32 protein-coding genes are annotated in these 21,777 nt (G+C 64.9%); 29 read left to right on the forward strand and 3 right to left on the reverse strand.

Annotated elements, in window-relative coordinates; all coding sequences use genetic code 11:
* Positions 1–70: 70 nt before the first annotated feature.
* Positions 71–1,987 carry a polysaccharide deacetylase family protein gene (locus NGM15_RS00745; protein ID WP_253433970.1) on the reverse strand — a complete coding sequence of 639 codons (1,917 nt, stop codon included), beginning with the start codon at positions 1,985–1,987 and terminating at the stop codon, positions 71–73.
* A gap of 270 nt (positions 1,988–2,257) precedes the next feature.
* On the opposite strand from NGM15_RS00745, the gene NGM15_RS00750 reads away from it, so the two are divergent.
* The 26 genes from NGM15_RS00750 to NGM15_RS00875 all read left to right on the forward strand — a co-directional run bounded on the left by NGM15_RS00750 (position 2,258) and on the right by NGM15_RS00875 (position 17,416).
* A complete protein-coding gene (locus NGM15_RS00750; protein ID WP_253433972.1) occupies positions 2,258–3,139 on the forward strand; it encodes an RNA methyltransferase in 882 nt (293 codons plus the stop codon).
* A gap of 4 nt (positions 3,140–3,143) precedes the next feature.
* Entirely contained in the window at positions 3,144–4,163 is a 1,020-nt protein-coding gene (locus NGM15_RS00755) for a 50S ribosomal protein L3 (protein ID WP_253433975.1), read from the forward strand.
* 11 nt (positions 4,164–4,174) lie between these two features.
* On the forward strand, positions 4,175–4,927 hold the full coding sequence (rpl4p, locus tag NGM15_RS00760; protein ID WP_253433978.1) for a 50S ribosomal protein L4: 753 nt from the start codon (positions 4,175–4,177) through the stop codon (positions 4,925–4,927).
* Positions 4,924–5,178 (forward strand): 50S ribosomal protein L23, encoded by a 255-nt coding sequence (locus NGM15_RS00765; protein ID WP_253433981.1) that lies wholly within the window; start codon positions 4,924–4,926, stop codon positions 5,176–5,178. Before rpl4p ends, NGM15_RS00765 begins: the two co-directional genes overlap by 4 nt.
* 2 nt (positions 5,179–5,180) lie before the next feature.
* Complete coding sequence (locus NGM15_RS00770) at positions 5,181–5,903, forward strand: 50S ribosomal protein L2 (protein ID WP_253433983.1); 723 nt, start codon at positions 5,181–5,183, stop codon at positions 5,901–5,903.
* On the forward strand, positions 5,900–6,325 hold the full coding sequence (locus tag NGM15_RS00775) for a 30S ribosomal protein S19 (RefSeq protein ID WP_253433984.1): 426 nt from the start codon (positions 5,900–5,902) through the stop codon (positions 6,323–6,325). The genes NGM15_RS00770 and NGM15_RS00775 overlap by 4 nt, the downstream gene beginning before the upstream one ends.
* 7 nt (positions 6,326–6,332) lie before the next feature.
* Positions 6,333–6,806 (forward strand): 50S ribosomal protein L22, encoded by a 474-nt coding sequence (locus NGM15_RS00780; protein ID WP_253433986.1) that lies wholly within the window; start codon positions 6,333–6,335, stop codon positions 6,804–6,806.
* A complete protein-coding gene (locus NGM15_RS00785) occupies positions 6,806–7,804 on the forward strand; it encodes a 30S ribosomal protein S3 (protein WP_253433988.1) in 999 nt (332 codons plus the stop codon). Before NGM15_RS00780 ends, NGM15_RS00785 begins: the two co-directional genes overlap by 1 nt.
* Entirely contained in the window at positions 7,804–8,025 is a 222-nt protein-coding gene (gene rpmC / locus NGM15_RS00790) for a 50S ribosomal protein L29 (RefSeq protein ID WP_253433990.1), read from the forward strand. Before NGM15_RS00785 ends, rpmC begins: the two co-directional genes overlap by 1 nt.
* A gap of 3 nt (positions 8,026–8,028) precedes the next feature.
* Positions 8,029–8,427: a ribonuclease P protein component 1 gene (locus NGM15_RS00795; protein ID WP_253433992.1), complete on the forward strand. Its 399-nt coding sequence runs from the start codon at positions 8,029–8,031 to the stop codon at positions 8,425–8,427.
* A complete protein-coding gene (locus tag NGM15_RS00800) occupies positions 8,418–8,873 on the forward strand; it encodes a 30S ribosomal protein S17 (protein ID WP_253433994.1) in 456 nt (151 codons plus the stop codon). Before NGM15_RS00795 ends, NGM15_RS00800 begins: the two co-directional genes overlap by 10 nt.
* Positions 8,873–9,271 carry a 50S ribosomal protein L14 gene (locus tag NGM15_RS00805; protein ID WP_253433997.1) on the forward strand — a complete coding sequence of 133 codons (399 nt, stop codon included), beginning with the start codon at positions 8,873–8,875 and terminating at the stop codon, positions 9,269–9,271. Before NGM15_RS00800 ends, NGM15_RS00805 begins: the two co-directional genes overlap by 1 nt.
* Positions 9,272–9,279: 8 nt before the next feature.
* Positions 9,280–9,636, forward strand: a complete 357-nt coding sequence (gene rplX, locus NGM15_RS00810; RefSeq protein WP_253434000.1) for a 50S ribosomal protein L24 — start codon at positions 9,280–9,282, stop codon at positions 9,634–9,636.
* Entirely contained in the window at positions 9,633–10,361 is a 729-nt protein-coding gene (locus NGM15_RS00815; RefSeq protein ID WP_253434002.1) for a 30S ribosomal protein S4e, read from the forward strand. The genes rplX and NGM15_RS00815 overlap by 4 nt, the downstream gene beginning before the upstream one ends.
* Positions 10,358–10,903 carry a 50S ribosomal protein L5 gene (locus NGM15_RS00820; protein WP_253434005.1) on the forward strand — a complete coding sequence of 182 codons (546 nt, stop codon included), beginning with the start codon at positions 10,358–10,360 and terminating at the stop codon, positions 10,901–10,903. The genes NGM15_RS00815 and NGM15_RS00820 overlap by 4 nt, the downstream gene beginning before the upstream one ends.
* On the forward strand, positions 10,896–11,084 hold the full coding sequence (locus NGM15_RS00825; RefSeq protein ID WP_253434008.1) for a 30S ribosomal protein S14: 189 nt from the start codon (positions 10,896–10,898) through the stop codon (positions 11,082–11,084). Before NGM15_RS00820 ends, NGM15_RS00825 begins: the two co-directional genes overlap by 8 nt.
* Positions 11,081–11,473 (forward strand): 30S ribosomal protein S8, encoded by a 393-nt coding sequence (locus NGM15_RS00830; RefSeq protein ID WP_253434012.1) that lies wholly within the window; start codon positions 11,081–11,083, stop codon positions 11,471–11,473. The genes NGM15_RS00825 and NGM15_RS00830 overlap by 4 nt, the downstream gene beginning before the upstream one ends.
* Positions 11,474–11,475: 2 nt before the next feature.
* Positions 11,476–12,009 (forward strand): 50S ribosomal protein L6, encoded by a 534-nt coding sequence (locus NGM15_RS00835; RefSeq protein ID WP_253434015.1) that lies wholly within the window; start codon positions 11,476–11,478, stop codon positions 12,007–12,009.
* A gap of 3 nt (positions 12,010–12,012) precedes the next feature.
* Positions 12,013–12,720: a 50S ribosomal protein L32e gene (locus NGM15_RS00840; protein WP_253434017.1), complete on the forward strand. Its 708-nt coding sequence runs from the start codon at positions 12,013–12,015 to the stop codon at positions 12,718–12,720.
* Positions 12,717–13,166, forward strand: coding sequence for a 50S ribosomal protein L19e (locus NGM15_RS00845; protein WP_253434020.1), 450 nt, complete (start codon positions 12,717–12,719; stop codon positions 13,164–13,166). The genes NGM15_RS00840 and NGM15_RS00845 overlap by 4 nt, the downstream gene beginning before the upstream one ends.
* A complete protein-coding gene (locus NGM15_RS00850) occupies positions 13,166–13,714 on the forward strand; it encodes a 50S ribosomal protein L18 (protein ID WP_253434022.1) in 549 nt (182 codons plus the stop codon). Before NGM15_RS00845 ends, NGM15_RS00850 begins: the two co-directional genes overlap by 1 nt.
* Positions 13,711–14,343, forward strand: a complete 633-nt coding sequence (locus NGM15_RS00855; protein ID WP_253434025.1) for a 30S ribosomal protein S5 — start codon at positions 13,711–13,713, stop codon at positions 14,341–14,343. The genes NGM15_RS00850 and NGM15_RS00855 overlap by 4 nt, the downstream gene beginning before the upstream one ends.
* Entirely contained in the window at positions 14,340–14,813 is a 474-nt protein-coding gene (locus NGM15_RS00860) for a 50S ribosomal protein L30 (RefSeq protein WP_253434027.1), read from the forward strand. Before NGM15_RS00855 ends, NGM15_RS00860 begins: the two co-directional genes overlap by 4 nt.
* A gap of 2 nt (positions 14,814–14,815) precedes the next feature.
* The gene (locus NGM15_RS00865; RefSeq protein WP_253434030.1) at positions 14,816–15,316 is read left to right on the forward strand and encodes an uL15m family ribosomal protein; all 501 of its coding nucleotides are present in this window, start codon (positions 14,816–14,818) and stop codon (positions 15,314–15,316) included.
* A gap of 2 nt (positions 15,317–15,318) precedes the next feature.
* Positions 15,319–16,788: a preprotein translocase subunit SecY gene (gene secY, locus NGM15_RS00870; RefSeq protein WP_253434033.1), complete on the forward strand. Its 1,470-nt coding sequence runs from the start codon at positions 15,319–15,321 to the stop codon at positions 16,786–16,788.
* Positions 16,789–16,954: 166 nt separating this feature from the next.
* Positions 16,955–17,416: a hypothetical protein gene (locus NGM15_RS00875; RefSeq protein ID WP_253434036.1), complete on the forward strand. Its 462-nt coding sequence runs from the start codon at positions 16,955–16,957 to the stop codon at positions 17,414–17,416.
* 411 nt (positions 17,417–17,827) lie between these two features.
* Here the strand turns inward: NGM15_RS00875 and NGM15_RS00880 are convergent, their stop codons facing one another.
* Positions 17,828–18,091 carry a cytochrome C oxidase subunit IV family protein gene (locus NGM15_RS00880; RefSeq protein ID WP_253434038.1) on the reverse strand — a complete coding sequence of 88 codons (264 nt, stop codon included), beginning with the start codon at positions 18,089–18,091 and terminating at the stop codon, positions 17,828–17,830.
* 301 nt (positions 18,092–18,392) lie between these two features.
* Here NGM15_RS00880 and NGM15_RS00885 point away from each other — a divergent pair, with 301 nt between their 5' ends.
* From NGM15_RS00885 to NGM15_RS00895, 3 genes are all read left to right on the forward strand, one after another.
* Positions 18,393–19,799, forward strand: a complete 1,407-nt coding sequence (locus NGM15_RS00885) for a hypothetical protein (RefSeq protein WP_253434041.1) — start codon at positions 18,393–18,395, stop codon at positions 19,797–19,799.
* A 269-nt stretch (positions 19,800–20,068) separates the two neighbouring features.
* A complete protein-coding gene (locus tag NGM15_RS00890) occupies positions 20,069–20,353 on the forward strand; it encodes a DUF7410 domain-containing protein (RefSeq protein WP_253434043.1) in 285 nt (94 codons plus the stop codon).
* Between the two features lie 116 nt (positions 20,354–20,469).
* Positions 20,470–21,267: an NAD-dependent epimerase/dehydratase family protein gene (locus tag NGM15_RS00895; RefSeq protein ID WP_253434045.1), complete on the forward strand. Its 798-nt coding sequence runs from the start codon at positions 20,470–20,472 to the stop codon at positions 21,265–21,267.
* Positions 21,268–21,357: 90 nt separating this feature from the next.
* Here the strand turns inward: NGM15_RS00895 and NGM15_RS18855 are convergent, their stop codons facing one another.
* A complete protein-coding gene (locus NGM15_RS18855; RefSeq protein ID WP_425494456.1) occupies positions 21,358–21,768 on the reverse strand; it encodes a DUF7344 domain-containing protein in 411 nt (136 codons plus the stop codon).
* Positions 21,769–21,777: the final 9 nt, after the last annotated feature.

The following is a 21,777-nucleotide window of genomic DNA, read 5'->3' on the forward strand; positions in this document are numbered from 1 at the left end:
ACACCACGGGCTCGGACGGCGATTTACCGATTCGATAAACACCCTCGAGGCCCGCGGCGACGACGTCGGTTCACTCGATCTCGAGCGACCAGTCGTCGTCGGCCTCGACATCGATCCAGCAGACGTTGGCGGCGGCGTACGACCGGGAACCTTGGAACTCCCCGCTCCGGTTGACCAGCTGTTCCCAGCTACCGTCGGCTCCCCAGCCGTCCACGATGAACGTCCCGTCCCCGCTGTGAGTGACCTCGAGGCTGAGGTCGTCTTCGGTCCACAGCGGGCCAACGAACGACGGTCCCGTTCCGGAGGCCGAAGTCGGGATGTCCGTCAGGTCGTCGGCGTGAACCTCGGGCTGGTCTAGGTCGATTGACCACTCACCGTCGGCCTCGATGTCGAGTTCGTAGGAGCCCTCGCCGACGACCATCATCGACTCGCCGTCCGCACCACCGGCGGTCTGTACCAGCAGGTCGTCGGCCAGGCTTCCGTCGCTCGGCTGGAGCCTGGCGACGAAATCGCCGTCCACCGAGACGTCTCCAACGAGGATTCCCTCCGAGAGGTCGAACGAGTCCGACGTCGTGGAGCCGTCGCCATCGAAGGAGAGTGAGCGGCCGCTCTCGAAAATCGTTCCCTCCGGCCGTTCGGCGGGTTCGTCTTCTTCGCCGTCGCCGCCATCGCCATCGCCACCGCCACCAAGGTTGCCGTCGACCACGTCCGACAGCGTCACGACGTCGACACCGCGCTGTTCGATGTGGTCGAGCAGGTGCTCGAGGTCGTCAACTGACATACTGCTCGACGTCGACTCGCCCTCGACGATGCGCGGAATGCGAAGGATGGAGAGCTGGTTCCACTGGTCGACGTTGTTGATGTGACGGCGGACGCCCTCGTGAAGGGCCGGCCCCCAGATCTGAGGGAGGGTGTGAATGGAGGTCGGATTGCCGCTGGTCGGTCCGCCGCCGAACAGCAGCCCCGACTCGTAGTGCTCGCGGAGTGCCTCGTGGGTCTCCTGGGTCATCCGATCGTCCGGGACGACGAAGTGTCGGGCGCCGTTTTCGAAGCCGTGCTGTTCGAGCGCGGCCCGTGTGTGTTCGAGGACGCGCTCCTGGCGCTCGATGGGCATCTCCGGAAGCGCGCCCTGGCTCTCGGGGTACGCACAGACGTCCCAGCCCTGGTCCTGCAGTTCCTCGAGTTGCTCGAGGGTCATCTGGTTGCGCCCGCCGATCCGTTCGGGATCGACGGCGACCGCTGCGGACAAGCCGCGCTCCTCGAGCATCGGCGCGGCGCGCTCGTACTGGGAACTGTGGCCGCCGTAGAACGCGAGGATTGCCTTGCCGTTGTCGACACCCTGCGTCTTCCGGAGGTCGTCGACCACGAGTTTCGTAGGCCCGTCCTCGGGGCCGTACCCGATGATGTTTAGCCTGGTGACGTTCGGGAGATCGAGTTCGCCGTACTTCTGGCCGTATCCGAAGTCGATACGGAGCCAGCCTTCGTACCCCCCAGGGATCACGCGGATGCTCTTCAGTCGGTTGTCGCGATTGCCGGTTTCGACTTCAAGGGCGACCCGGGTGGCCGATTCCACCTTGACCGCCAGCGAGACGTCGTAACCGCCGAGGTCGAGCCGATCCGGGAAGGCCGTCGTGGCGACGACCTGATTCGTGTCGCTCTCGAGGACCGCCGCCTGTGACCCGGTTCTGGCCTCGTCGGGTGCGGCGTCGATCGTCCCTTCCGTCGTCCGCCAGTGCTCGAGGTTCTCGAAGGTGTCGATGGGTTCGCCAGTGTCGGTCGCGGGCCACGCGATACTGCCCTCGTCCTCGCCGTTTCCGGTTCGGTCACTGTCGCCGTTTCCGTTCCCGTTGCCCGACGTCCCGTTTCCGTTTCCGTTCCCGTTCCCGTCCCTCGGGTCGCCGCCGGGAATCATGTCCAGACAACCAGCGAGCGATGCCGAGCCTGCGCCCAGTGCAGCCAACAGTTTGCGTCGAGATGACGGTTGCATTGGGTCACCGTCTGGGACCGGGGACCTTCTTAATGGAGGATATAATGAAAAAAACCCAACCGTTTCACGGATAAGGACCGACCTTTCCCTCTCGCTAAGCGCGCCGAACCCGGTAGCGATTGCCGCGTTCTCGGGGCCATTTTGTGTGCCCGAGTGTCACGAATTTGGCCCTGCGAACCCCTCACAGCCGGGAATCGAATCCGCTACCCTTTTAAGACACTGTCCGTAACACATCGCTACAGTCTAGTGACGAGGCGCCGAAGTCGCGGTATGACCGTCAGCGTGCTCGTGCCGTCGTCACTCAGCCGGGAAGCCGAGGACAAACGCGAGGCCACTCGCAAACTCGGATACGTCGCCCGTGCGGCGACCATCTTCCGGGCCGATCGCCTGATCGTCTACCCCGATCCAGGGGGCGACGACGGGCGATTTGGCGACGGGTTCGTCGAAACCGTCTTGCGGTACGCCGCGACGCCCCCGTACCTCCGAAAGGAGGCCTGGGGCAAGCGGGACGAACTGGAGGCCGTGGGCGTCTTACCGCCGCTCCGTGCCCCGTCACAGACCGGCTCCGAATCGAACGGTTCGGGGTCGACAAGACAAGGAATCGTGACCGAGGTCGGACCTGAAGGGCGCGTCCGGGTCAATTGCGGACTGCAACACCCGATCTCCCTCAACACACCTCCCGGAATGGAGGTCGGCGAGGGAGAGCGCGTGACCGTCAGGATCTCTTCGCGACGACCGGTCCGGGCGAAACTCGTCGACGAATCCCCACCGGGGTTCGCCGTCGAGCGGACGGACCTTCCGGCAGCACTCGGCCGTGAGGACGCCGGCGTTCGCATCGCGGCCTCCCGATACGGTGAACCGCTCACCGTGGGGCGCCTCGAGACGCTGGCCGGACGCGTTGAACGGGACGGGATGACCGTCGCCTTCGGCGCACCCGAGAGAGGGCTGCCGCCCATCCTGGGTATCGACCAGGTGGCCATCGAGGCCGCCTACGGCGATACCGAGGGCGACGCAAACGTCGAACCCAGCGATCTGCGCACGGAAACGGGGTTCGACCTCTGGCTCAATACGGTTCCGAACCAGGGGAGCACGGTCGTGCGAACGGAGGAGGCTCTGTTCGCCACCCTCGCCCCCCTCTCACTGAGAGCGTGATAGAATGCCACAACCAAACGCACCACGCAAAGGCTCACTCGGGTTCGGCCCACGAAAGCGGGCGACCAGCGAGGTCCCACGCTTTTCCTCGTGGCCGGACGACGACGGACAGCCAACGCTCCAGGGCTTCGCGGGCTACAAGGCCGGCATGACCCACGTGGTTATGGTCGACGACACCGCTAACTCGCCGACCGAGGGAATGGAACAGACCGTTCCCGTGACCATCGTGGAGACGCCGCCGATGCGCGCCGTCGCCCTGCGTGCGTACGAGAACACACCGTATGGACAGCAACCGATTACCGAGGTCTGGACCACCGAGTTCGTCGACGAACTCGAGCGCGTCCTGGACGTCCCCGGCGACGAGTACGACGCCGAGGCCGCCGAAGACGAGTTCCGCGAGGAACTCGAGGCCGGTCGGGTCGACGACGTTCGCGTCATCACCCACACCGTCCCCGGTTCGATCCCCTCGGTTCCCAAGAAGAAACCCGACGTCATGGAGACGCGCGTCGGCGGCGGCTCCGTCGAGGAGCGCGTCGACTTCGCGCTCGAGACGATCGCCGACGGCGGCGAGCACGTCATGAACGACGTGTTCCGCGCCGGCGAGTACGTCGACGCCAGCGGCGTCACCAAAGGGAAAGGTACCCAGGGTCCCGTCAAGCGATGGGGCGTCCAGAAGCGCAAGGGCAAGCACGCCCGGCAGGGATGGCGCCGCCGCATCGGGAACCTCGGTCCCTGGAACCCCTCCAGGGTCCGGTCGACGGTCCCCCAGCAGGGCCAGACCGGGTACCACCAGCGGACTGAGCTCAACAAACGCCTCGTCGACATCGGCGACGGCGACGACGCGACGGTCGACGGCGGTTTCGTCAATTACGGCGAGGTCGACGGCCCGCACGCGTTGATCAAGGGCTCGCTCCCCGGGCCGAACAAGCGCCTCGTGCGCTTCCGCCCGGCGATCCGACCCGGAGACCAGCCGCGTCTCGATCCCGAGGTGCGCTACGTCTCCACCGCATCCAACCAGGGGTGAACTAGCAAACCATGAACGCAACAGTACGAGACCTGGACGGCGCAGACGCGGGGGAGGTCGAGCTCCCGGCGGTCTTCGAGACGGAGTACCGCCCGGACCTGATCGCCCGCGCGGTCCGCGTCGCACAGGCAAACCGAAAACAGGCCTACGGCGCCGACGAGTTCGCCGGGATGCGAACGCCCGCCGAATCGTTCGGTAGCGGTCGCGGGATGGCCCACGTACCCCGGCAGAACGGACGCGCTCGACGCGTCCCGCAGGCCGTCAAGGGACGACGGGCTCACCCGCCGAAGGCCGAGAAGGACCAGGGCGAATCGATCAACAAGAAAGAACGCAAGCTGGCGACCCGAAGCGCGATCGCCGCGACGGCCGACGCCGACATCGTCGCCGAGCGCGGTCACGCCTTCGACGACGACGCCGAGCTTCCGCTCGTCGTCAGCGACGACTTCGAGGACCTCGTGAAGACGAAGGAGGTCGTCTCCTTCCTCGAGGCCGCCGGCGTCGACGCGGACATCGAGCGCGCCGACGACGGACGCGGCGTCCGCTCGGGGCAGGGGAAGCTCCGCGGTCGCAAACACCAGCAGCCCAAGTCGATCCTCTTCGTGACCTCGAGCGAGGCCGGTCCCTCGCGTGGCGCCCGCAACCTCGCGGGCGCGGACGTGGCGACCGCCGCCGAGGTCAACGCCGAGGACCTCGCACCGGGCACCCAGGCCGGTCGACTGACCGTCTGGACCGAGAGCGCACTCGAGGAGGTGGCCGACCGATGAGCGGAATCATCGAACACCCCCTCGTGACCGAGAAGGCCATGAACGACATGGACTTCGAGAACAAGCTCCAGTTCCTCGTGCACGTCGACGCCTCGAAACCCGAGATCCGTGACGCCATCCAGGAGCGCTTCGACGTCGAGGTCGCGAACGTGAATACACAGATCACCATGAACGGTACGAAGAAGGCAACGGTGACGCTGGGCGAGGACGACGACGCCCAGGAAGTCGCCTCCCGAATTGGGGTGTTCTGAGCATGGGACGACGAATCTTCGGTCAGCGACGAGGGCGCGGGTCGCCGACGTTCCGCGCACCGTCGCACCGATACAAGGCGAATCTCGAGCACAAGAAACTCGAGGACACCGACGTGGTCTCGGGCGAGGTCGTCAGCATCGAACACGACCCGGCCCGCTCGGCGCCGATCGCGGCTGTCGAGTTCGACGACGGCGAACAGCGCCTGATCCTCGTTCCCGAGGGCGTCGCCGTTGGCGAGGAGATCCAGGTCGGCGTCAGCGCCGAGATCAAGCCCGGGAACACGCTCCCGCTCGCGGAGATCCCCGAGGGGGTCCCGGTCTGTAACGTCGAGGCCAAGCCGGGCGACGGCGGCAAGTTCGCCCGCGCCTCCGGCGTCAACGCGGACCTCATCACCCACGACCGCAAGGCTGCGGTCGTCCAGCTGCCAAGTGGCGAAGTCAAGCGGCTCGATCCCCAGTGCCGTGCCACCATCGGCGTTGTCGCCGGTGGCGGCCGCACGGAGAAGCCGTTCGTCAAGGCAGGGAATAAGTACCACAAGATGCGCGCCCGTGGGATCAAGTGGCCGCGCGTCCGCGGGGTCGCCATGAACGCCGTCGACCACCCCTTCGGTGGCGGCGGCCGCCAGCACCCCGGTCGCCCAAAATCCGTCTCGAAGAACGCACCGCCGGGACGGAAAGTCGGTGACATCGCCTCCCGGCGAACCGGTCGAGGTGGAAACAAATGAGTTCGGAATACCGTACCGGCCGCGAGGGTGAGGAGTTCACCTACCGCGGTCACACGCTCGAGGAGCTCCAGGAGATGGAGCTCGAGGAGGTCGCTGACGTGCTTCCGGCACGACAGCGACGGAGTATCGTACGTGGGCTCTCGGTCGAGCAGGAGAAACTGCTCGAGAAGGCCCGCGAGAAAGACGAACAGGAGACGGCCAACTCGCCGATCCGGACGCACCTGCGCAACATGCCGGTGCTGCCGGAGTTCGTCGGGCTGACCTTCGCCGTCTACACCGGACAGAGCTTCGAGCGCGTTCGGATCGAGCCCGAAATGATCGGCCACTACCTCGGTGAGTTCCAGCTCACCCGATCGTCCGTCACGCACGGACAGGCCGGTATCGGCGCGACCCGATCGTCGAAGTTCGTCCCACTGAAGTGATCATCGCATGGGAATCAACTACTCAGTCGACGCCGACCCGGACACCACCGCGAAAGCGATGCTTCGGGAGCGTCACATGAGCCACAAGCACAGCAAGGAGATCGCCCGCGAGATCAAGGGTCGAACGGTCGACGACGCCGTCGAATACCTCGAGGCGGTCGTCGAGGGCGAGCGCTCGGTTCCGTTCCGGTCGCACAACTCCGGCGTCGGCCACCGCTCGGACATCGACGGCTGGGACGCCGGTCGCTACCCCGAGAAGGCCAGCAAGGCGTTCCTCGAACTGCTCGAGAACGTGGCGGCCAACGCCGACCACCAGGGCTTCGACGGTGGGTCGATGGAGATCGCCCACTGTGCCGCCCACAAGGTCGGCGAGTCTGTCGGGCGCAAACCGCGTGCGATGGGCAGGGCCTCCGCCTGGAACACCCCGCAGGTCGACGTCGAAATCGTCGTCGCGGACACGGACGTAGAAGGTGACGACTAATGGCAGACGAACACGAATTCATCGAAAACGGCCTGCAGCGGTCCCAGATCGACGAGTTCTTCGAAGAGGAACTCGGCCGCGCGGGCTACGGTGGCATGGACGTCGCCAAGACGCCGATGGGCACACAGATCGTCCTCAAGGCCGAGAAGCCGGGGATGGTCATCGGCAAAGGCGGCGAGAACATCCGGAAGGTCACGACGGCTCTCGAGGAGAAGTTCAACCTCGAGGACCCTCAGATCGACGTCCAGGAGGTTGACGAACCCGACCTCAATGCACGGATCGTCGCGGACCGACTGGCTAACGCCTTAGAGCGTGGCTGGTATTTCCGGAAGGCTGGTCACACGACGATCGACCGAATCATGGATGCTGGCGCCCTCGGCGCCGAGATCGTCCTCGCTGGAAAGGTCACGGGCGCGCGATCGCGCGTCGAGAAGTTCAACCGTGGCTACATCAAGCACAACGGCGAACCCGCCGAGGAGATCGTCGACACCGGCCAGGGAGTCGCGGTCATGAAGCTCGGCACGATCGGCGTGACGGTCAAGATCATCCCGCCGGGAGCCGAACTTCCCGACGACTTCCGCATTCACGACGACCTCGATCCCGAAGAAGTCGTCCCCGATGCCGTCGAGGCCAACGAGGCCGAGGGTGTCGAGGAGTTGCTCGAGGGTGAGCCCGAGGACGAGGACCTCGCGGCCGAACCCGAGGACGTCGGAGCAGACGTTTCGGAGACCGAAATCGACGAAGACGTCGTCGAAGAGGTCATCGAGGAAGAAGTCGCTGACGAGGAAGAGACCGATGCCGGCGAATCCGAGGCGGCGGTCGACGCCGAGGACGCCGAGGAGGAACTCGACGAACTCGACGAGGAGATCGAGGCCGAAGCGGAGGATCTCGTCGCGGAGATGGAAGCTGAGGACGAAGCCGAAGAAGCCGAAGCTGAAGCCGAAGACGACAAACCCGAAGCCGAAGAAGCCGAAGCAGACGAAGGAGGTGACGCCTGATGGCGATCCTCCACACCGAGGAGATCCGCGACATGACGCCCGCCGAACGGCAGGCCGAACTCGAGGACCTCGAAACGGAACTGCTGAACGCCAACGCGGTTCTCGCCGCCGGTGGCGCCCCGGAGAATCCGGGCGAAATCGGCGAACTCAAGCGGACCGTCGCGCGGGTCAAGACGATCCAGAAGGAAGAAGGCGACCTGGACGACACCGACGAGGAATAAGCAATGGCACTGACACCCGAAACGCTCCCGCGACACGAACTCAACGGCCTGCCGGTCCGGGTCGTCGATAGCGACGACGCCGGCCGCGTGGGAATCGAGGGACGAGTCGTCCTCGAGACGACGAAGACTATCTCCATAGAGATTCGCGAGAACGGGACGCCCCGGGTGCTCACCGTGCCGAAATCGGGCTCGGTATTCGAATTCGCGATCACAGATGAAGCCGCCGGAGACGAGAAGTCCCCGGGGACTGCGTCCAAACTGGCCGACACACAACCTGGGGGCGACGACTCGCTCACAGACTGTGCTGGCGAGGGCGTAGCCTACGTTACGGTCGATGGATCGCGATTGCTCTCACGACCCGCCCGACGCACCGAAACGAAAGGTGACTCACCATGGCAATAGGATTAGACGTAACCACCCCTCCGGAACCCGAAAACCCGGAGGAGTACGACTACGAGAAGTGTCCGTTCTACGGCGACTTGCCGGTCCGAGGTCAGATCCTCGTCGGCACCGTCGTCTCGACGGACATGGACAAGACCGTAGTCGTCGAGCGAGAGTACGACGTGACGGTTCCGAAGTACGACCGTCAAATGAAACGTCGCTCGCGCATTCCGGCACACGTGCCGGGCGTGCTCGAGCCGCTCTCGGTCGGCGATACGGTCAAGATCGCAGAGACCCGACCACTGTCGAAGACGAAATCGCACGTGGTCGTCGAAATAACCCAGGAAGCGACCGCCGTCGACGTCGCCGAGTTGACACTGGAAGAGGAACACGACCCTCAGCTGTCGGCCGAAGACTTGGCCGGCGGTTCCGGCGACGAGGACGAAGCCAACGAGGGTGATGCCTGATGGAGGCAATGAAAGCCGACGTCACGCAGGGCCTGAAGAAGGGGTCGCTCGTGACCTGCGCCGACAACTCCGGCGCACGCGAGCTGAAAATCATCAGCGTCGCGGGCTACCACGGCACCAAGAACCGCCAGCCGAAGGCGGGTCTCGGTGACAAAGTCACGGTCTCCGTGACGAAGGGTACCCCCGAGATGCGACGCCAGGTTCTCGAGGCCGTCGTCGTCCGCCAGCGGAAATCGATCCGCCGGCCGGACGGGACGCGCCTGAAGTTCGAGGACAACGCCGCCGTCATCGTCGACGAGAACGAAGAACCGCGAGGCACCGAGATCAAGGGCCCCATCGCCCGCGAGGTCGCGGAGCGCTTCGGCGCAATCGCCAGCACGGCGACGATGATCGTATAGGATAGACTATGAGCAAACAACCACGCAAACAACGAACCCAGACTGAGCAGGCGCCGCTTCACCAGAAGCACAAGCAGGTTCACGCCACGCTCTCGGCGGACCTCCGCGAGGAGTACGACGTGCGTCGCACCCGCGTCAACGCGGGCGACCGCGTCGAGATCATGCGCGGTGACTTCGCCGGCGACGAAGGCGAGGTTCTGCGCGTCGACCTCGACGAGGCCGTGATCCACGTCGAGGACGTGACGGTCGAGACGGCAGACGGCGAGGAAGTCGCCCGACCGCTCGACGCGTCGAACGTCCGAATCGTGGACCTCGACCTCTCGGACGAGCGTCGCGAGGCGCGCCTGGAAGGTGATAGCGAATGAGCAACCATCAGAAACGACTCTCGGTACCGAAATCGTGGCCGGTCGAGCGCAAGACCGACGTCTTTACCGTCAAAGCGCGCGCTGGCCCCCACGGCGAAGCCGGCGTCCCGCTGGTCATCGTCCTTCGGGACGTCCTCGGCTACGTCGACTCGAAGAAGGAAGCCCGCTACGCCCTCTCCCAGGACGCAATCTTGGTCAACGGCGAGCCGATCAACGACGAGAAACGTCCCATCGGGATGTTCGACATCGTCGGCTTCCCCGAACGCGAGGAGTACTACCGCGTCTTCCCCGACGAAGGCGGCCGCCTCTCGCTGACCGAAATCGACGCCGATGCCGCAGACAGCCGTCTCGGCAAGGTCGTCGGCAAACAGCAGGTCAAAGGCGGCGAGACGCAACTCTCGCTCCACGACGGCACGAACGTCGTCGTCGCGGACGAGTACAGCACGAACGACTCGGTCGTCGTCGACAACGAGGACAAGTCGGTCGTCGCGCACTTCCCCTACGAGGAGGGTGCGCTGGTCACCGCCGTCAGCGGCAATCACGGCGGGAAGATCGGCGAACTCGTCGACATCGACGTGACTCTCGGCAGCGGCTCGAACATCGTCACGGTCGAAACCGACGACGGCGAGTTCGAAACCGTCGAGGAATACGTGTTCGTCATCGACGAGAACTTCGTCGGCGACGACGACTCGTCGGAGACGGCGAGCGGAGGTGACGACGAATGAGTGAAAGTGAAGCCGGCGAGGCCGACTTCCACGAGATGCGCGAGCCCCGTGTCGAGAAAGTCGTCGTCCACATGGGCGTCGGCCGCGGCGGCCGCGACCTCGGACGCGCCGAGGACATCATCGAGGAGGTTACCGGCCAGCAGAGCGTCCGCACCCAGGCGAAGGCGACCGAACCCGAGTTCGGCATCCGCCAGGGCGACCCGATCGGCGCGAAGGTCACTCTCCGTGGTGACGACGCCGAGGACTTCCTGGAGACGGCGCTGGCGCTCGCGGACCTTTCGGCGTCGCAGTTCGATCAAACCGGGAACTTCAGCTTCGGCGTCGCCGAGCACACCGAGTTCCCGAGCCAGGAGTACGACCCGAACGTCGGGATCTACGGCCTGGACGTGACGGTCAACCTGGTCCGGCCGGGATACCGCGTCACGAAGCGAGCCAAGGCGACCCAGGCGATCCCGTCACGACACCGACTGACCCCCGAGGACGCCATCGCGTACCTCGAGTCGAGTTACGACGTGGACGTGGAGGTGCCAGACGATGAGTGAAAGCGAAACTGAGACCGAGAACGAACAGACGGGCGAGCACGCCGCCAAGCGCACGGGGCAGGAAGCGGCCTGCCAGCGCTGTGGTCGCAAGCAGGGGCTGGTCGGCAAGTACGACATCAACCTGTGCCGGCAGTGTTTCCGCGAGATCGCCCGCGACATGGGATTCAAGAAGTACAAATGACCGGGAACGATCCACTCAGCAACGCGCTGTCGGGCATCGACAATGCCGAGAGCGTCGGACACCTGAGCCACGAGGTAGAACCCGCCTCCAACGTCATCGGCAGCGTCCTCGAGGTCTTCTACGACCGCGGGTACATCGACGGCTTCGAGTTCGTCGACGACGGCAAAGCCGGTACGTTCGAGGTCGAACTGAAAGGAGCGATCAACAAGTGCGGCCCCGTCAAGCCCCGATATTCCGTCAAGGCCGACGAATTCGAGAAGTGGGAGAAGCGATTCCTCCCGGCTCGAGACTTCGGCGCGCTCGTCGTGACGACGAGTGAAGGAATCATGAGCCACTACGAGGCTCGAGAGCAGGGCGTCGGCGGCCAGGTGATCGCGTACGTCTACTAACAATGCGAACCGAACTGGACATCCCAGACGACGTAACCGCCGAGGTCGATCACCTCGACGTGACGATCGAGGGCCCGGAAGGCAGCGTTACCCGCCGCCTCTGGTACCCGGACGTCACCGTCGACGTCGACGACGACCGCGTGGTCATCGAGAGCGCGACGGAGAACGCGAAAACGAACGCGACCGTCGGCACCTTCGAGAGCCACGTCCGAAACGCCTTCCACGGTGTGACCGAGGGATGGGAGTACGAGATGGAAGTCTTCTACTCTCACTTCCCGATGCAGGTCCGCGTCGAAGGCGACGAGGTCGTCATCGAGAACTTCCTCGGCGAAAAGGCACCGCGACGAACGACTATCCACGGCGACACCGAGGTGAACGTCGACGGCGAAGCGCTGACGCTCTCCGGCCCGAACAAGGAGCACGTCGGCCAGACCGCCGCCGACATCGAACAGCTGACCAAGGTGAAAGGCAAGGACACCCGCGTCTTCCAGGACGGGGTCTACATCACCCAGAAGCCACAGAAAGGAGGTGCCTGATAGATGGCTGACGACGACCAACCACAGGAACTCGAAGACATCAGCGGCGTCGGTGAGAGCAAGGCCAAGGCACTCCGCGAGGCCGGGTTCGAGTCCATCGAGGACGTCAAAGAGGCCGACCAGGACGACCTGGCCGAGGCCGAAGGCATCGGTAACGCGCTCGCTGCGCGTATCAAAGCCGACGTCGGCGACCTCGAGGTCACAGAAGAGACCGAGGCCGAGATCGAAGACGAGGCCGCTGAGGAAGAAGAAGAGATCGAAGACGTCGAGACCGAACTGCAGCCCCGTGGCCTGACCGAGAAGACGCCCGACCTCGACGACGAGGAAGCGCGCCTGCTCGGCCGGCGCCACGCCGAGGGCAAACCGCAGTTCAACCGACAGGACTACCACAAGAAAAAGCGCACGCCGGAATCCTGGCGGCGCCCGCGTGGTGGCCTCTCCAAGCAGCGTCGCGGTATCAAAGGCAAGGGCCCGAAGGTCCAGGCCGGCTACCGCACGCCTGAAGCTATTCGCGGCAAACACCCGAGCGGCTTCGAGGAAGTCTACGTCGAGAACACGGACGACCTCGAGGGTGTCGACGGCGACACCCAGGCCGTTCGCATCGCCAGCTCCGTCGGCGCTCGCAAGCGCGAGCGAATCGAGGAGCAGGCCGAGGACGCGGAAATCCGCGTTCTGAACCCGACCTACGTCGAAGTCGAGGTGGACGAATGACTGACCTGAGTTCACAGAAGCGACTCGCAGCGGACGTCCTCGACGTCGGGCAGAACCGCGTCTGGTTCGACCCCGAGGCTCAGGGCGACATCGCGTCGGCGATCACGCGCGAGGAGATCCGCGAACTGATCGACGACGGAACGATCCGGGCGAAAGACGCCCGTGGGAACTCCCGCGGTCGCGCCCGCAAACGCAACGAGAAGCGCTCCTACGGCCACAAGAAGGGGCCTGGCAAGCGCCGCGGTAAGAAGGGCGCCCGCCAGAACCAGAAAGAGGAGTGGACGAACAAGATTCGCGCACAGCGCCGGAAGCTCCGCGAACTCCGCGACCAGGGCGAGATTACGCCTACGCAGTACCGCCAGCTCTACCGCAAGGCAGCCGGCGGGGAGTTCCGCAGCGTCCGGTACCTGTTGAACTACATCGACAACGAATACGGTGACCAATAATGGCGACAGGACCACGATACAAGGTACCGATGCGGCGTCGCCGTGAGGTCCGGACGGACTACCATCAGAGGTTGCGCCTGCTGAAATCGGGGAAACCCCGCCTCGTTGCTCGCCTGAGCAACAAGCACGCCACGGCGCAGCTGATCACCCCCGGCCCTGACGGTGACGACACGCTCGCCAGTGCTCACTCGAGCGACCTCGAGGAGTACGGCTGGGACGCGCCGACGAGTAACCTCTCGGCTGCGTACCTGACCGGCCTGCTGGCCGGGAAGCGAGCGGTAGACGCCGGCGTCGACGAGGCCGTCCTCGATATCGGCCTCAACAAGGCGACGCCCGGAAACAAAGTGTTCGCGATCCAGGAGGGCGCGATCGACGCGGGGCTCGAGATTCCCCACAACGACAGCGTCCTCGCCGACTGGTCGCGTACTCGCGGCGAGCACATCGCCGAGTACGCCGAACAGCTCGACGAGCCGCTGTACAGCGGCGACTTCGACGCGACGGATCTTCCCGAACACTTCGACGACGTACGAGAGGCGATCTTAGAATGAGTGCAAACGACTACGACGACGGGTGGCAGCCCGTAACCCGACTCGGGAAGCTCGTCCAGGAGGGCGAAATCGATACGATGGAGGACGCCCTCAACTCTGGACTTCCCCTCAAAGAGCCCGAACTCGTCGACCAACTCCTCCCCGGACTGGACGACGAGGTCCTGGACATCAACATGGTCCAGCGGATGACCGACTCCGGCCGCCGGGTGAAGTTTCGGTGTGTCGTCGCCGTCGGCAACCGTGACGGCTTCGTCGGCTACGCCGAGGGTCGCGAGGACCAGGTCGGCGCCGCCATCCAGAAGGCGATCGGTATCGCGAAGCTAAACATCATTCAGGTGCCCCGCGGCTCCGGGTCGTGGGAGGATCGTTCGGACCGGCCCCACTCGCTGACCCGCCGGACGACCGGCAAGGCCGGCTCCGTCGAGGTCGAACTCATCCCGGCCCCCGAGGGGCTGGGCCTGGCCGCGAGTGACACCGTGCGTGCGGTGCTCGAACTCGCCGGTATCGAGAACGCCTGGACGAAGAGTCACGGCAACACCCGAACGACGGTGAACCTGGCGAAAGCGACCTACAACGCACTCGAGAACGCCTCGCAGTCGCGCATCCCACGAGAGGTGGCTGAGCGATGACGGCAAAAGCTATCGTTCAGATTCGCGGTGAGGTCAACCGACAGCAGGGCGTCGACGACACGCTGTCGATGCTGAACCTGCACAAGGTCAACCACCTCACCATCGTCCCCGACACGGACACCTACCGCGGGATGATCACCAAGGTGCACGACTTCGTGGCCTACGGTGAACCCGACGCCGAGGTCCTCGAGACCCTGCTCGCGAAGCGAGCGGAGCCGCTTGAGGGTCGCCAGTCCGACGTCGACGCAGACTGGATCGCCGAGCACACCGAGTACGACGACTTCGCCACTCTCGCCGAGGCGCTCCTCGCAGAGGAGACGACGCTTCGCGAGCAGGGGCTGTCGCCGACGCTGCGACTGCACCCGCCACGCGGTGGTCACGAGGGCGTCAAGCACCCAACCGGAAACGGCGGGCAACTCGGAAAGCATACAACCGAGGAGATTAACGCCCTGCTAACGGCGATGCGATAACCATGACGAGCAAGAAACGACGTCAGCGCGGCTCGCGAACCCACGGCGGCGGTACGCACAAGAACCGCCGCGGGGCCGGCCACCGAGGTGGCCGCGGAAAAGCCGGGCGTGACAAACACGAGTTCCACAACTACGAATCGAGAGAGAAACACGGCTTCAAGCGACCCCAGGGCGCCCAGCCCACCGTCGCCGAGATCGACGTCCAGAAACTCGACGAGGACGCGATCCTCTACGTCGCCGACGGTGACGCCGAAGAGGCCGGCGACGGCTACGTAATCGACGCTCGCGACGTCGTCGAGGACGGCTACGAGGCCGACGTCGTCAAGGTCCTCGGCAGCGGCCAGGTCCGAAACACGCTCGAGATCACCGCGGACGCCTTCACCGAAACGGCCCGCGAAAAGCTCGAGGATGCCGGTGGCGAAGCGGTCGTCTCCGAACGTGGCCAGGAAGCCGCGGACGACGACAGCGAAGACGAAGGCGACGACGAGGCTACTGAGAACTAACCATGGGATGGAAGGAAGCCGCTGAACCGGTCTTGACGCGGATGCCCACCGTCCGCCGCCCCGAGGGGCACGTCCCCTTCAAGCGAAAGCTGGCGTGGACGGCGGGGATCCTCATGCTGTACTTCTTCCTGACGAACATCGCGGTCCTGGGCGTCGCTCAGGGGGGTGAGGACCTGTTCGGCCAGTTCCGAGCGATCCTGGCCGGGGAACATGGTTCGCTCCTGCAGGTCGGTATCGGTCCGATCGTCACCGCCAGCATCGTATTGCAGTTGCTCGGTGGGGCGAATCTGCTCGGGCTCGACACCGACGACCCGCGCGATCAGGTCCTCTACCAGGGCCTGCAGAAGCTGCTCGTCGTCGTGATGACGGCGCTGACGGCCCTGCCGATGGTGTTCGCCGGCAGCTTCCTTCCGTCAGTCAACGCCCTCCAACTCGGCGGCCTCACCCTCACGGGGGCCGAGGTTCAGACGCTGATGTTCGTACAGATCTTCATCGGCGGGATCCTCATCCTCTACATGGACGAGGTCGTCAGCAAGTGGGGCGTCGGCAGCGGCGTCGGCCTGTTCATCATCGCCGGGGTCAGCCAGCGACTCGTCTCGGGATTCCTCTCGCTATCCGACGAGGGATTCTTCTACAGCTGGTACCAGATCCTGTTCACCGACGAGATCGCGGTCAACTCCTGGCTCAGTAGCGAGGGCTTCAACACGCTGTTCATCGCCGACAACGGTGGCCAGTTGCTGGCGCTCGCGACCACGCTGTTGATCTTCGGGATCGTCGTCTACGCGGAATCCGTCCGCGTCGAGATCCCGCTGAGCCACGCCCGGGTGAAGGGTGCTCGCGGTCGCTTCCCCGTGAAGCTCATCTACGCGAGCGTCCTGCCGATGATCCTCGTCCGCGCCGTCCAGGCGAACATCCAGTTCCTGGGGCAGATCATCCACAGTCAGTGGACGATGCCAGGGTGGCTCGGCGCCTACTCTAACGGACAGCCGGTCGGCGGGTTCTTCTACTACTTCGCGCCGATCTACTCGCCGGGCGACTGGATGTGGTGGACTGGACAGACCCCCGCGGGGATCGACCCCTGGCAGATTATGGTGCGGATCGGCATCGACCTGACGTTCATGGTCATCGGCGGTGCTATCTTCGCCATCTTCTGGGTCGAGACGACGGACATGGGGCCGAAAGCGACGGCTCGACAGATCCAGAACTCGGGGATGCAGATCCCCGGCTTCCGCCAGAACGCGGGCGTCGTCGAGAAGGTCATGGAGCGGTACATTCCGCAGGTGACTGTCATCGGCGGCGCGCTCGTCGGGTTGCTCGCCGTCTGGGCGAACATGCTCGGCACCATCGGTGCCGTCTCCGGAACCGGCCTGCTGCTCGCGGTTTCGATCACGTACAAACTGTACGAGGAGATCGCCGAGGAGCAGTTGATGGAGATGCATCCGATGATGCGCCAGATGTTCGGCGGCGAGTAGCCGCGCCGGTTTCACTTTTCCTGCTGCTCTCGTCGCTCTCGAGCGACGCATCTGCCGGGCTCGAAGCACCTGATGCGTTTTTTCGCCCCTCGATCGACTACCGGCCGAGGCACAACTGCAGGATATATATGGGCGAAGGGACAAGCCTCTGCTAAGAGCTGGTTCGATGTCAGAGATATACCTGGTAAGCACACTCCTGATGGGATTAATCGTTCTCGGCGCCGCGGCGGTACTCACCCGAATGGGGCAGCGGGCGACGCCGAGTGGGCACGCAGGAACACGCAGCGGGTACGCCGAGTGGTCGCCGCGAACGGCCACCGAAGACAGTCGCGTCGTCGCTCTCGCGAAGACACCTGCGGTCTGGGCGCTCGGCTTCGTTGCCACAGCCGTCGCCCTCCTGGGCGGTGCCGTCCTGGTCGTCAGCGAAGGGGAGTACGTCGACTCTGGGCTGGTCGAACCGATCGTCTTCGCCGTTGGCGGCGCTGCCCTGATCGGCTACGTCTTCTTCGGTGCGTACTTCGCCGCTCGAGATCGGTTCGGAAACACGGCCATGGGCGTCGCTTTCGCGACGCTCACCCTGGGCGTCCTGGGGCTGATCGCGGTTGCCGTCCTCCTCCTGATGGGCTAGGTCTGACTTCTTTTTCGTCATTCTCCGATTAGTCGTATCGACCGCTCGAGTGAGCGAACGCTCTTCCATCGTTCTGCCACCGCACCGTGTTCCCTCGAGTGGCACTGAGTCGGTCGTCCATCGTTCCGGATGCCTCGAGTGCCAGCAGGACGAACGCCGGCCGGCATCGGATACGCGAACGTGTGCGTGTGTACGTTGAGTATTGAGTCGTGGATTCGCCCGAGACGACTGTGCACGTCGACCGATGTGGCCTCGACGTGACGCCATCCTGGTTGCCGACTCGAGTGGAGTGACGTGACGGTTCACGAGGACGAGAGCGGGAGGAAGGACGCGGTTGAGAGAGGAAACAGCCGAATCGGACGAGGACGAGAAACCGGGAGAGACTATGCGAACCGCTGCGGCCGTCGACTGCTACTGGATCGAGAAGCCGGCGGCGACCGCCAGCAGGAAGACCATGAAGACGGCGCTGAGCATCACGTAGGTAATCGAGCGCGGCTCGTCTACGAGGTGCTGATACCAGCCCATGATGAGCAGGGACTTGATGACGGCGAGGAAGAGCGTCGCCCCCACGGCGAACTCGTAGGTAAACCAGGGAAGTTCGAAGAACACGAACTTTGCCGTCCCTAACGACAGCAACAGGACGTAGATGAGGGTGTAGGTTCGTACACTCGACATTGGTGAGACTTCGGAGAGACGCACACTTATACCTTCCTCATGCGGTCTCCGTAGGTGACTGTTTGCGTGTGGAACCGGTCACGCTCCGCGTTCACAACTAGCCGTGTTGCACGTTTGGAAATGGCCGTGTTGCACGTTCGAAACTGACCGGACTGTACGGTCGGCGCAGATCCCTCTGCATGGTCGGCACGGGCTGGTCGAGCCAGCGACGGTGACATCGGCGACCAGCGTCCAGGTTGCCGGGCCCGAACCCGACCCAACAACGACACCATCATGCCCATCGGGGTCCTCGAGTCGACCAATGACTGGGCGATCGGTCGCCGCTCGCCGAACGGGTATCGTCGTGGGGCTGACCCTGCTCGCCGTCGCGGTCGCAACGGGCATCGTCTCCGCGAGCAACATCGCCTCCGGGTTGACCCAGAGCCGCGGCGACGTGAGCGTGCCGACGTGGCTCTACCTCGCGACCGGCGCGGGCGTCGTCGGCGTCTCGGCGTTGTTGACGATGCTGGTCACCGACCGGGAGTTCCTCGCACACGCCCACGATCAGCACGTGGGCCTCTCGAATCGGACGCTCGCTCGCGCCGCCTCGATCATCGGCGGGACGATCGGCGTCGGAGTCCTTCTCGGAATGGTCGTCGTAGGTCTCATCGGTCCGCAGGGGATCGGCCTGACCAGCGCCACGGTGCTCCTCTCGTTCGTCGTCGTTCGCGCCATCCTGACGACGGTCGCCTACACGGTCGGCGATCCGTGGCCCACCCTCAACCCCTGGCGACGGATCGCGAGCGTCTTCCCGACGCTCGACCGCGCGTATCCGCCCGCGCTCGGTTCCTGGCCGGCCGTCGGCACCCTCCTGGTGTTCGTCTGGCTCGAGGTCGTCGCCCCCGTCATCTCGAGCCCGCGGCTGTTGACGGCGATCATCCTCGTCTACTCGGTGCTGACGGTGGCCGGCGCGGTCGCCTTCGGGTCGTCGACGTGGTTCGTGCGGGGCGATCCGCTGTCGGTCTGGTTTCGCCTCTACGGATCGGTCGCCCCGATCCAGCGTACCGACGACGGCCTCTCGCTTCGCTGGCCGGGCGCGAGATTGAGCGACGACGACGTGGTGACGGACCTCTCGGTGGTCGGGTTCGTGCTCGTGTTGGTCTGGGAACTCACGTTCAGCGGCTTCATCGTGACGCCACCAGGCGTCGCAGTGATCGAAGCGCTGGTCGGGATCGGCCTGCCACCGCAACTGGTCTACCTCCTGTTGCTGGTCGGGGGCTACGCCCTCTGTTGGTGGGTCTACTGGGTCGCGGCTGGACTGACTCGCTCGAGAGCGGAGACGTACCTCTCCCGGCGGTACCTCGCGATCAGGTACGCGCCGCCGCTGCTGGCGATCGCCGCCGGCTACCACTTCGCTCACTACATCGGCTTCTCCATCTCGCTGTGGCCGGCCCTGCTCGAGGCGCTGAGCGCGCCGCTGAATCCGAGCGCGAACCCGACCCAGCTGGCGCTCACGTCCTGGTTCGGCTACGTCGAGATCGCCGGCATTCTGGTCGGCCACGTACTCGCCGTGTGGATCGCTCACGCGGTTTCGATCGAGTTGTTCCCCGGAAAGCTCCAGGCGATCCGAAGCCAGTACCCGTTCATCGTCGTCATGATCGTTTTCACGATGATCAGTCTGTACCTGGTCTCGTTGCCGACGACGAGTGCGCCGTTCGTTCCCGCCTAGAGTGGGACTCGGAGATTCGGAGCTGTCGTTCGTCTCCGTTTCCGCCCTCGCCCCCGTCCTTCCTCCGTCCTCTCCGCCCTCGCCCTCGCCCTCGCCCCCGTCCTTCCTCCGTCCTCTCCGCCCTCGCCCTCGCCCCCGTCCTTCCTCCGTCCTCTCCGCCCTCGCTCTCGCCTTCCCTCCGGCCTCGCCTTCCCTCCGCTCTCGTTCGAACAGTCCGACCCTCGGGGAACCGGCAGACACTTTTTCGACCGCACCCTACGCGAGAGTAGATGCACGCGGAGCCCGTCACCGAACCCGAGTACGACGTGCCCGAGGAGGGACCGGCACTGACCTGTCCCTACTGCGCTCGCCCGCTCCAGACCGAGGAGCTCCTCACGTATCACGTGGGTCTGGCCCACGACGACGTCTGCAGCGACGCTGAGCGCGAGACGTTCGAGGAGGCCCGCGAGGACGAGGAGTTCGACCTGTTCACCTTCCACGCGAAGGCGGCCGTCTCGGTGTTTCTGGTCTACTTCATGTTCGTGTTCCTCTACGGCCTCGTCTGGTCGGGCTGAGGCCGGAATCGCTCGTCCTCGAGTTCGTCCCGTCGAGTCCAACCGCTCGAGCCCGCCCGTCGAAACCGGCACGCGCCGACCGGACCTATTTTGGGCTCAGCGTCGTGCAGCCGTCCATGGCGGACCACCACGGATCGACCTTGTCCGATCGGACAGTAGCCATTACCGGCGCCTCCGGACGGGTCGGCCGGGAGGCGACCGAGGCCCTGTCGGCGTACGACTGTCAACTCTTCAGCCACAGCGAACACGAGGACATCGACAGCGAGACGCTCGAAATCGAAAATTTCGACGCCTTCTCGAACGCGCTCGAGGGTGCGGACGTGCTGATCCACCTCGCCGCGAACCCCTCACCCACGGCCGAGTGGGACGACCTGGAGGGGCCGAACATCGACGGTGTGTACAACGCGTTCGAGGCCGCCCTCGAGAACGACCTCGAGCGGGTGATCTTCGCGAGTTCGAACCACGCCGTCAACGGCGACAACGTCGTGAACCCGACGAGAGTCGAGACCACCGGAGGCGACCCGCGTGTCGTCCGCCCCGACGACCCGCCCAGCCCCGACAGCTACTACGGCGTGACGAAGGTCTTCGGGGAGGCGATGGGCGAGTACTACGCGAGGCGGCACGGCGTCGAAGTCGTGAACCTGCGAATCGGCTGGCTCCTGGACGAGGACGAGTTGCGCGAAATCTGCGACGAACGCGACGGCTCTGGCGAGCGCTACGCCCGCGCGATGTGGCTCAGCTCTGCCGACTGCCGACGCCTCCTCCAGGCGACGGCCTCGGCCTCGCTCTCGACCCACGCGATCACCGCTCACGGCGTCTCGAACAACGCCGACCGGTTCCTGTCGCTGACCGAGACGATGCACGAACTCGAGTATCGGCCTCGCGACGACTCGAGCCTCGTCCTGGACGGGTAATTCACGCTGGAGCGTCGAGACCGAGAACCGGTTGGACCGCTGGAGTGAGACGGACCGAACCGTTCGACGGTTCGATCGTCGCGGGCAACGTTACGCTCGCGTCTCGTACGACTCGAGTACCGTCAGCAGTTCCTGACCCAGGTCACTTGTGGCGTTCCGAATCCGATTCGTTTCGGGGTCGCGGACGACCAGCCCGCACGCTTCCAGTTTCGGGAGGTGGACGTGATGGAGCGCCGTTCGGACGCGTCGTCCGTGCTCACTGTCTGGTCGGCCCTCACTCCGGAGTGCTTCGGCAACCTGTTTCGCTAGCGCGTCCATCTCCATCGATTCTTCGTCGGCGAGATTCAACGTTCGCAGAATAACTCGACGTTGCTCGCTGGCAATCGCGAGGAGAACGTCGTCGGGAGGATTTGCTTCTCTGCCCTCGTGTGGACTGGGTCTCGTCGCCTCTCCCCCGATACCCAACCGTTCCGCACTCGACTTGCTCGACTGGCGATCCATATCCACTCA

This window comes from Natronosalvus halobius (assembly GCF_024138145.1).
Classification (GTDB): domain Archaea; phylum Halobacteriota; class Halobacteria; order Halobacteriales; family Natrialbaceae; genus Natronosalvus; species Natronosalvus halobius.

Bases quoted from the DNA above. Each gene is read 5' to 3' on its own strand.
- NGM15_RS00850 (WP_253434022.1), top strand. From the start codon at position 13,166: ATGGCGACAGGACCACGATACAAGGTACCGATGCGGCGTCGCCGTGAG.
- NGM15_RS00865 (WP_253434030.1), top strand. From the start codon at position 14,816: ATGACGAGCAAGAAACGACGTCAGCGCGGCTCGCGAACCCACGGCGGC.
- NGM15_RS00860 (WP_253434027.1), top strand. From the start codon at position 14,340: ATGACGGCAAAAGCTATCGTTCAGATTCGCGGTGAGGTCAACCGACAG.
- NGM15_RS00750 (WP_253433972.1), top strand. From the start codon at position 2,258: ATGACCGTCAGCGTGCTCGTGCCGTCGTCACTCAGCCGGGAAGCCGAG.
- NGM15_RS00830 (WP_253434012.1), top strand. From the start codon at position 11,081: ATGACCGGGAACGATCCACTCAGCAACGCGCTGTCGGGCATCGACAAT.
- NGM15_RS00855 (WP_253434025.1), top strand. From the start codon at position 13,711: ATGAGTGCAAACGACTACGACGACGGGTGGCAGCCCGTAACCCGACTC.
- NGM15_RS00795 (WP_253433992.1), top strand. From the start codon at position 8,029: ATGGCACTGACACCCGAAACGCTCCCGCGACACGAACTCAACGGCCTG.
- NGM15_RS00755 (WP_253433975.1), top strand. From the start codon at position 3,144: ATGCCACAACCAAACGCACCACGCAAAGGCTCACTCGGGTTCGGCCCA.
- NGM15_RS00815 (WP_253434002.1), top strand. From the start codon at position 9,633: ATGAGCAACCATCAGAAACGACTCTCGGTACCGAAATCGTGGCCGGTC.
- NGM15_RS00875 (WP_253434036.1), top strand. From the start codon at position 16,955: ATGTCAGAGATATACCTGGTAAGCACACTCCTGATGGGATTAATCGTT.
- NGM15_RS00805 (WP_253433997.1), top strand. From the start codon at position 8,873: ATGGAGGCAATGAAAGCCGACGTCACGCAGGGCCTGAAGAAGGGGTCG.
- NGM15_RS00770 (WP_253433983.1), top strand. From the start codon at position 5,181: ATGGGACGACGAATCTTCGGTCAGCGACGAGGGCGCGGGTCGCCGACG.
- secY (WP_253434033.1), top strand. From the start codon at position 15,319: ATGGGATGGAAGGAAGCCGCTGAACCGGTCTTGACGCGGATGCCCACC.
- NGM15_RS00825 (WP_253434008.1), top strand. From the start codon at position 10,896: ATGAGTGAAAGCGAAACTGAGACCGAGAACGAACAGACGGGCGAGCAC.
- NGM15_RS00885 (WP_253434041.1), top strand. From the start codon at position 18,393: ATGACTGGGCGATCGGTCGCCGCTCGCCGAACGGGTATCGTCGTGGGG.
- NGM15_RS00800 (WP_253433994.1), top strand. From the start codon at position 8,418: ATGGCAATAGGATTAGACGTAACCACCCCTCCGGAACCCGAAAACCCG.
- NGM15_RS00840 (WP_253434017.1), top strand. From the start codon at position 12,013: ATGGCTGACGACGACCAACCACAGGAACTCGAAGACATCAGCGGCGTC.
- NGM15_RS00775 (WP_253433984.1), top strand. From the start codon at position 5,900: ATGAGTTCGGAATACCGTACCGGCCGCGAGGGTGAGGAGTTCACCTAC.
- rplX (WP_253434000.1), top strand. From the start codon at position 9,280: ATGAGCAAACAACCACGCAAACAACGAACCCAGACTGAGCAGGCGCCG.
- NGM15_RS00745 (WP_253433970.1), bottom strand. From the start codon at position 1,987: ATGCAACCGTCATCTCGACGCAAACTGTTGGCTGCACTGGGCGCAGGC.
- NGM15_RS00845 (WP_253434020.1), top strand. From the start codon at position 12,717: ATGACTGACCTGAGTTCACAGAAGCGACTCGCAGCGGACGTCCTCGAC.
- NGM15_RS00765 (WP_253433981.1), top strand. From the start codon at position 4,924: ATGAGCGGAATCATCGAACACCCCCTCGTGACCGAGAAGGCCATGAAC.
- NGM15_RS00780 (WP_253433986.1), top strand. From the start codon at position 6,333: ATGGGAATCAACTACTCAGTCGACGCCGACCCGGACACCACCGCGAAA.
- NGM15_RS00880 (WP_253434038.1), bottom strand. From the start codon at position 18,091: ATGTCGAGTGTACGAACCTACACCCTCATCTACGTCCTGTTGCTGTCG.
- NGM15_RS00895 (WP_253434045.1), top strand. From the start codon at position 20,470: ATGGCGGACCACCACGGATCGACCTTGTCCGATCGGACAGTAGCCATT.
- NGM15_RS00785 (WP_253433988.1), top strand. From the start codon at position 6,806: ATGGCAGACGAACACGAATTCATCGAAAACGGCCTGCAGCGGTCCCAG.
- rpmC (WP_253433990.1), top strand. From the start codon at position 7,804: ATGGCGATCCTCCACACCGAGGAGATCCGCGACATGACGCCCGCCGAA.
- NGM15_RS00890 (WP_253434043.1), top strand. From the start codon at position 20,069: ATGCACGCGGAGCCCGTCACCGAACCCGAGTACGACGTGCCCGAGGAG.
- NGM15_RS00835 (WP_253434015.1), top strand. From the start codon at position 11,476: ATGCGAACCGAACTGGACATCCCAGACGACGTAACCGCCGAGGTCGAT.
- NGM15_RS18855 (WP_425494456.1), bottom strand. From the start codon at position 21,768: ATGGATCGCCAGTCGAGCAAGTCGAGTGCGGAACGGTTGGGTATCGGG.
- NGM15_RS00820 (WP_253434005.1), top strand. From the start codon at position 10,358: ATGAGTGAAAGTGAAGCCGGCGAGGCCGACTTCCACGAGATGCGCGAG.
- rpl4p (WP_253433978.1), top strand. From the start codon at position 4,175: ATGAACGCAACAGTACGAGACCTGGACGGCGCAGACGCGGGGGAGGTC.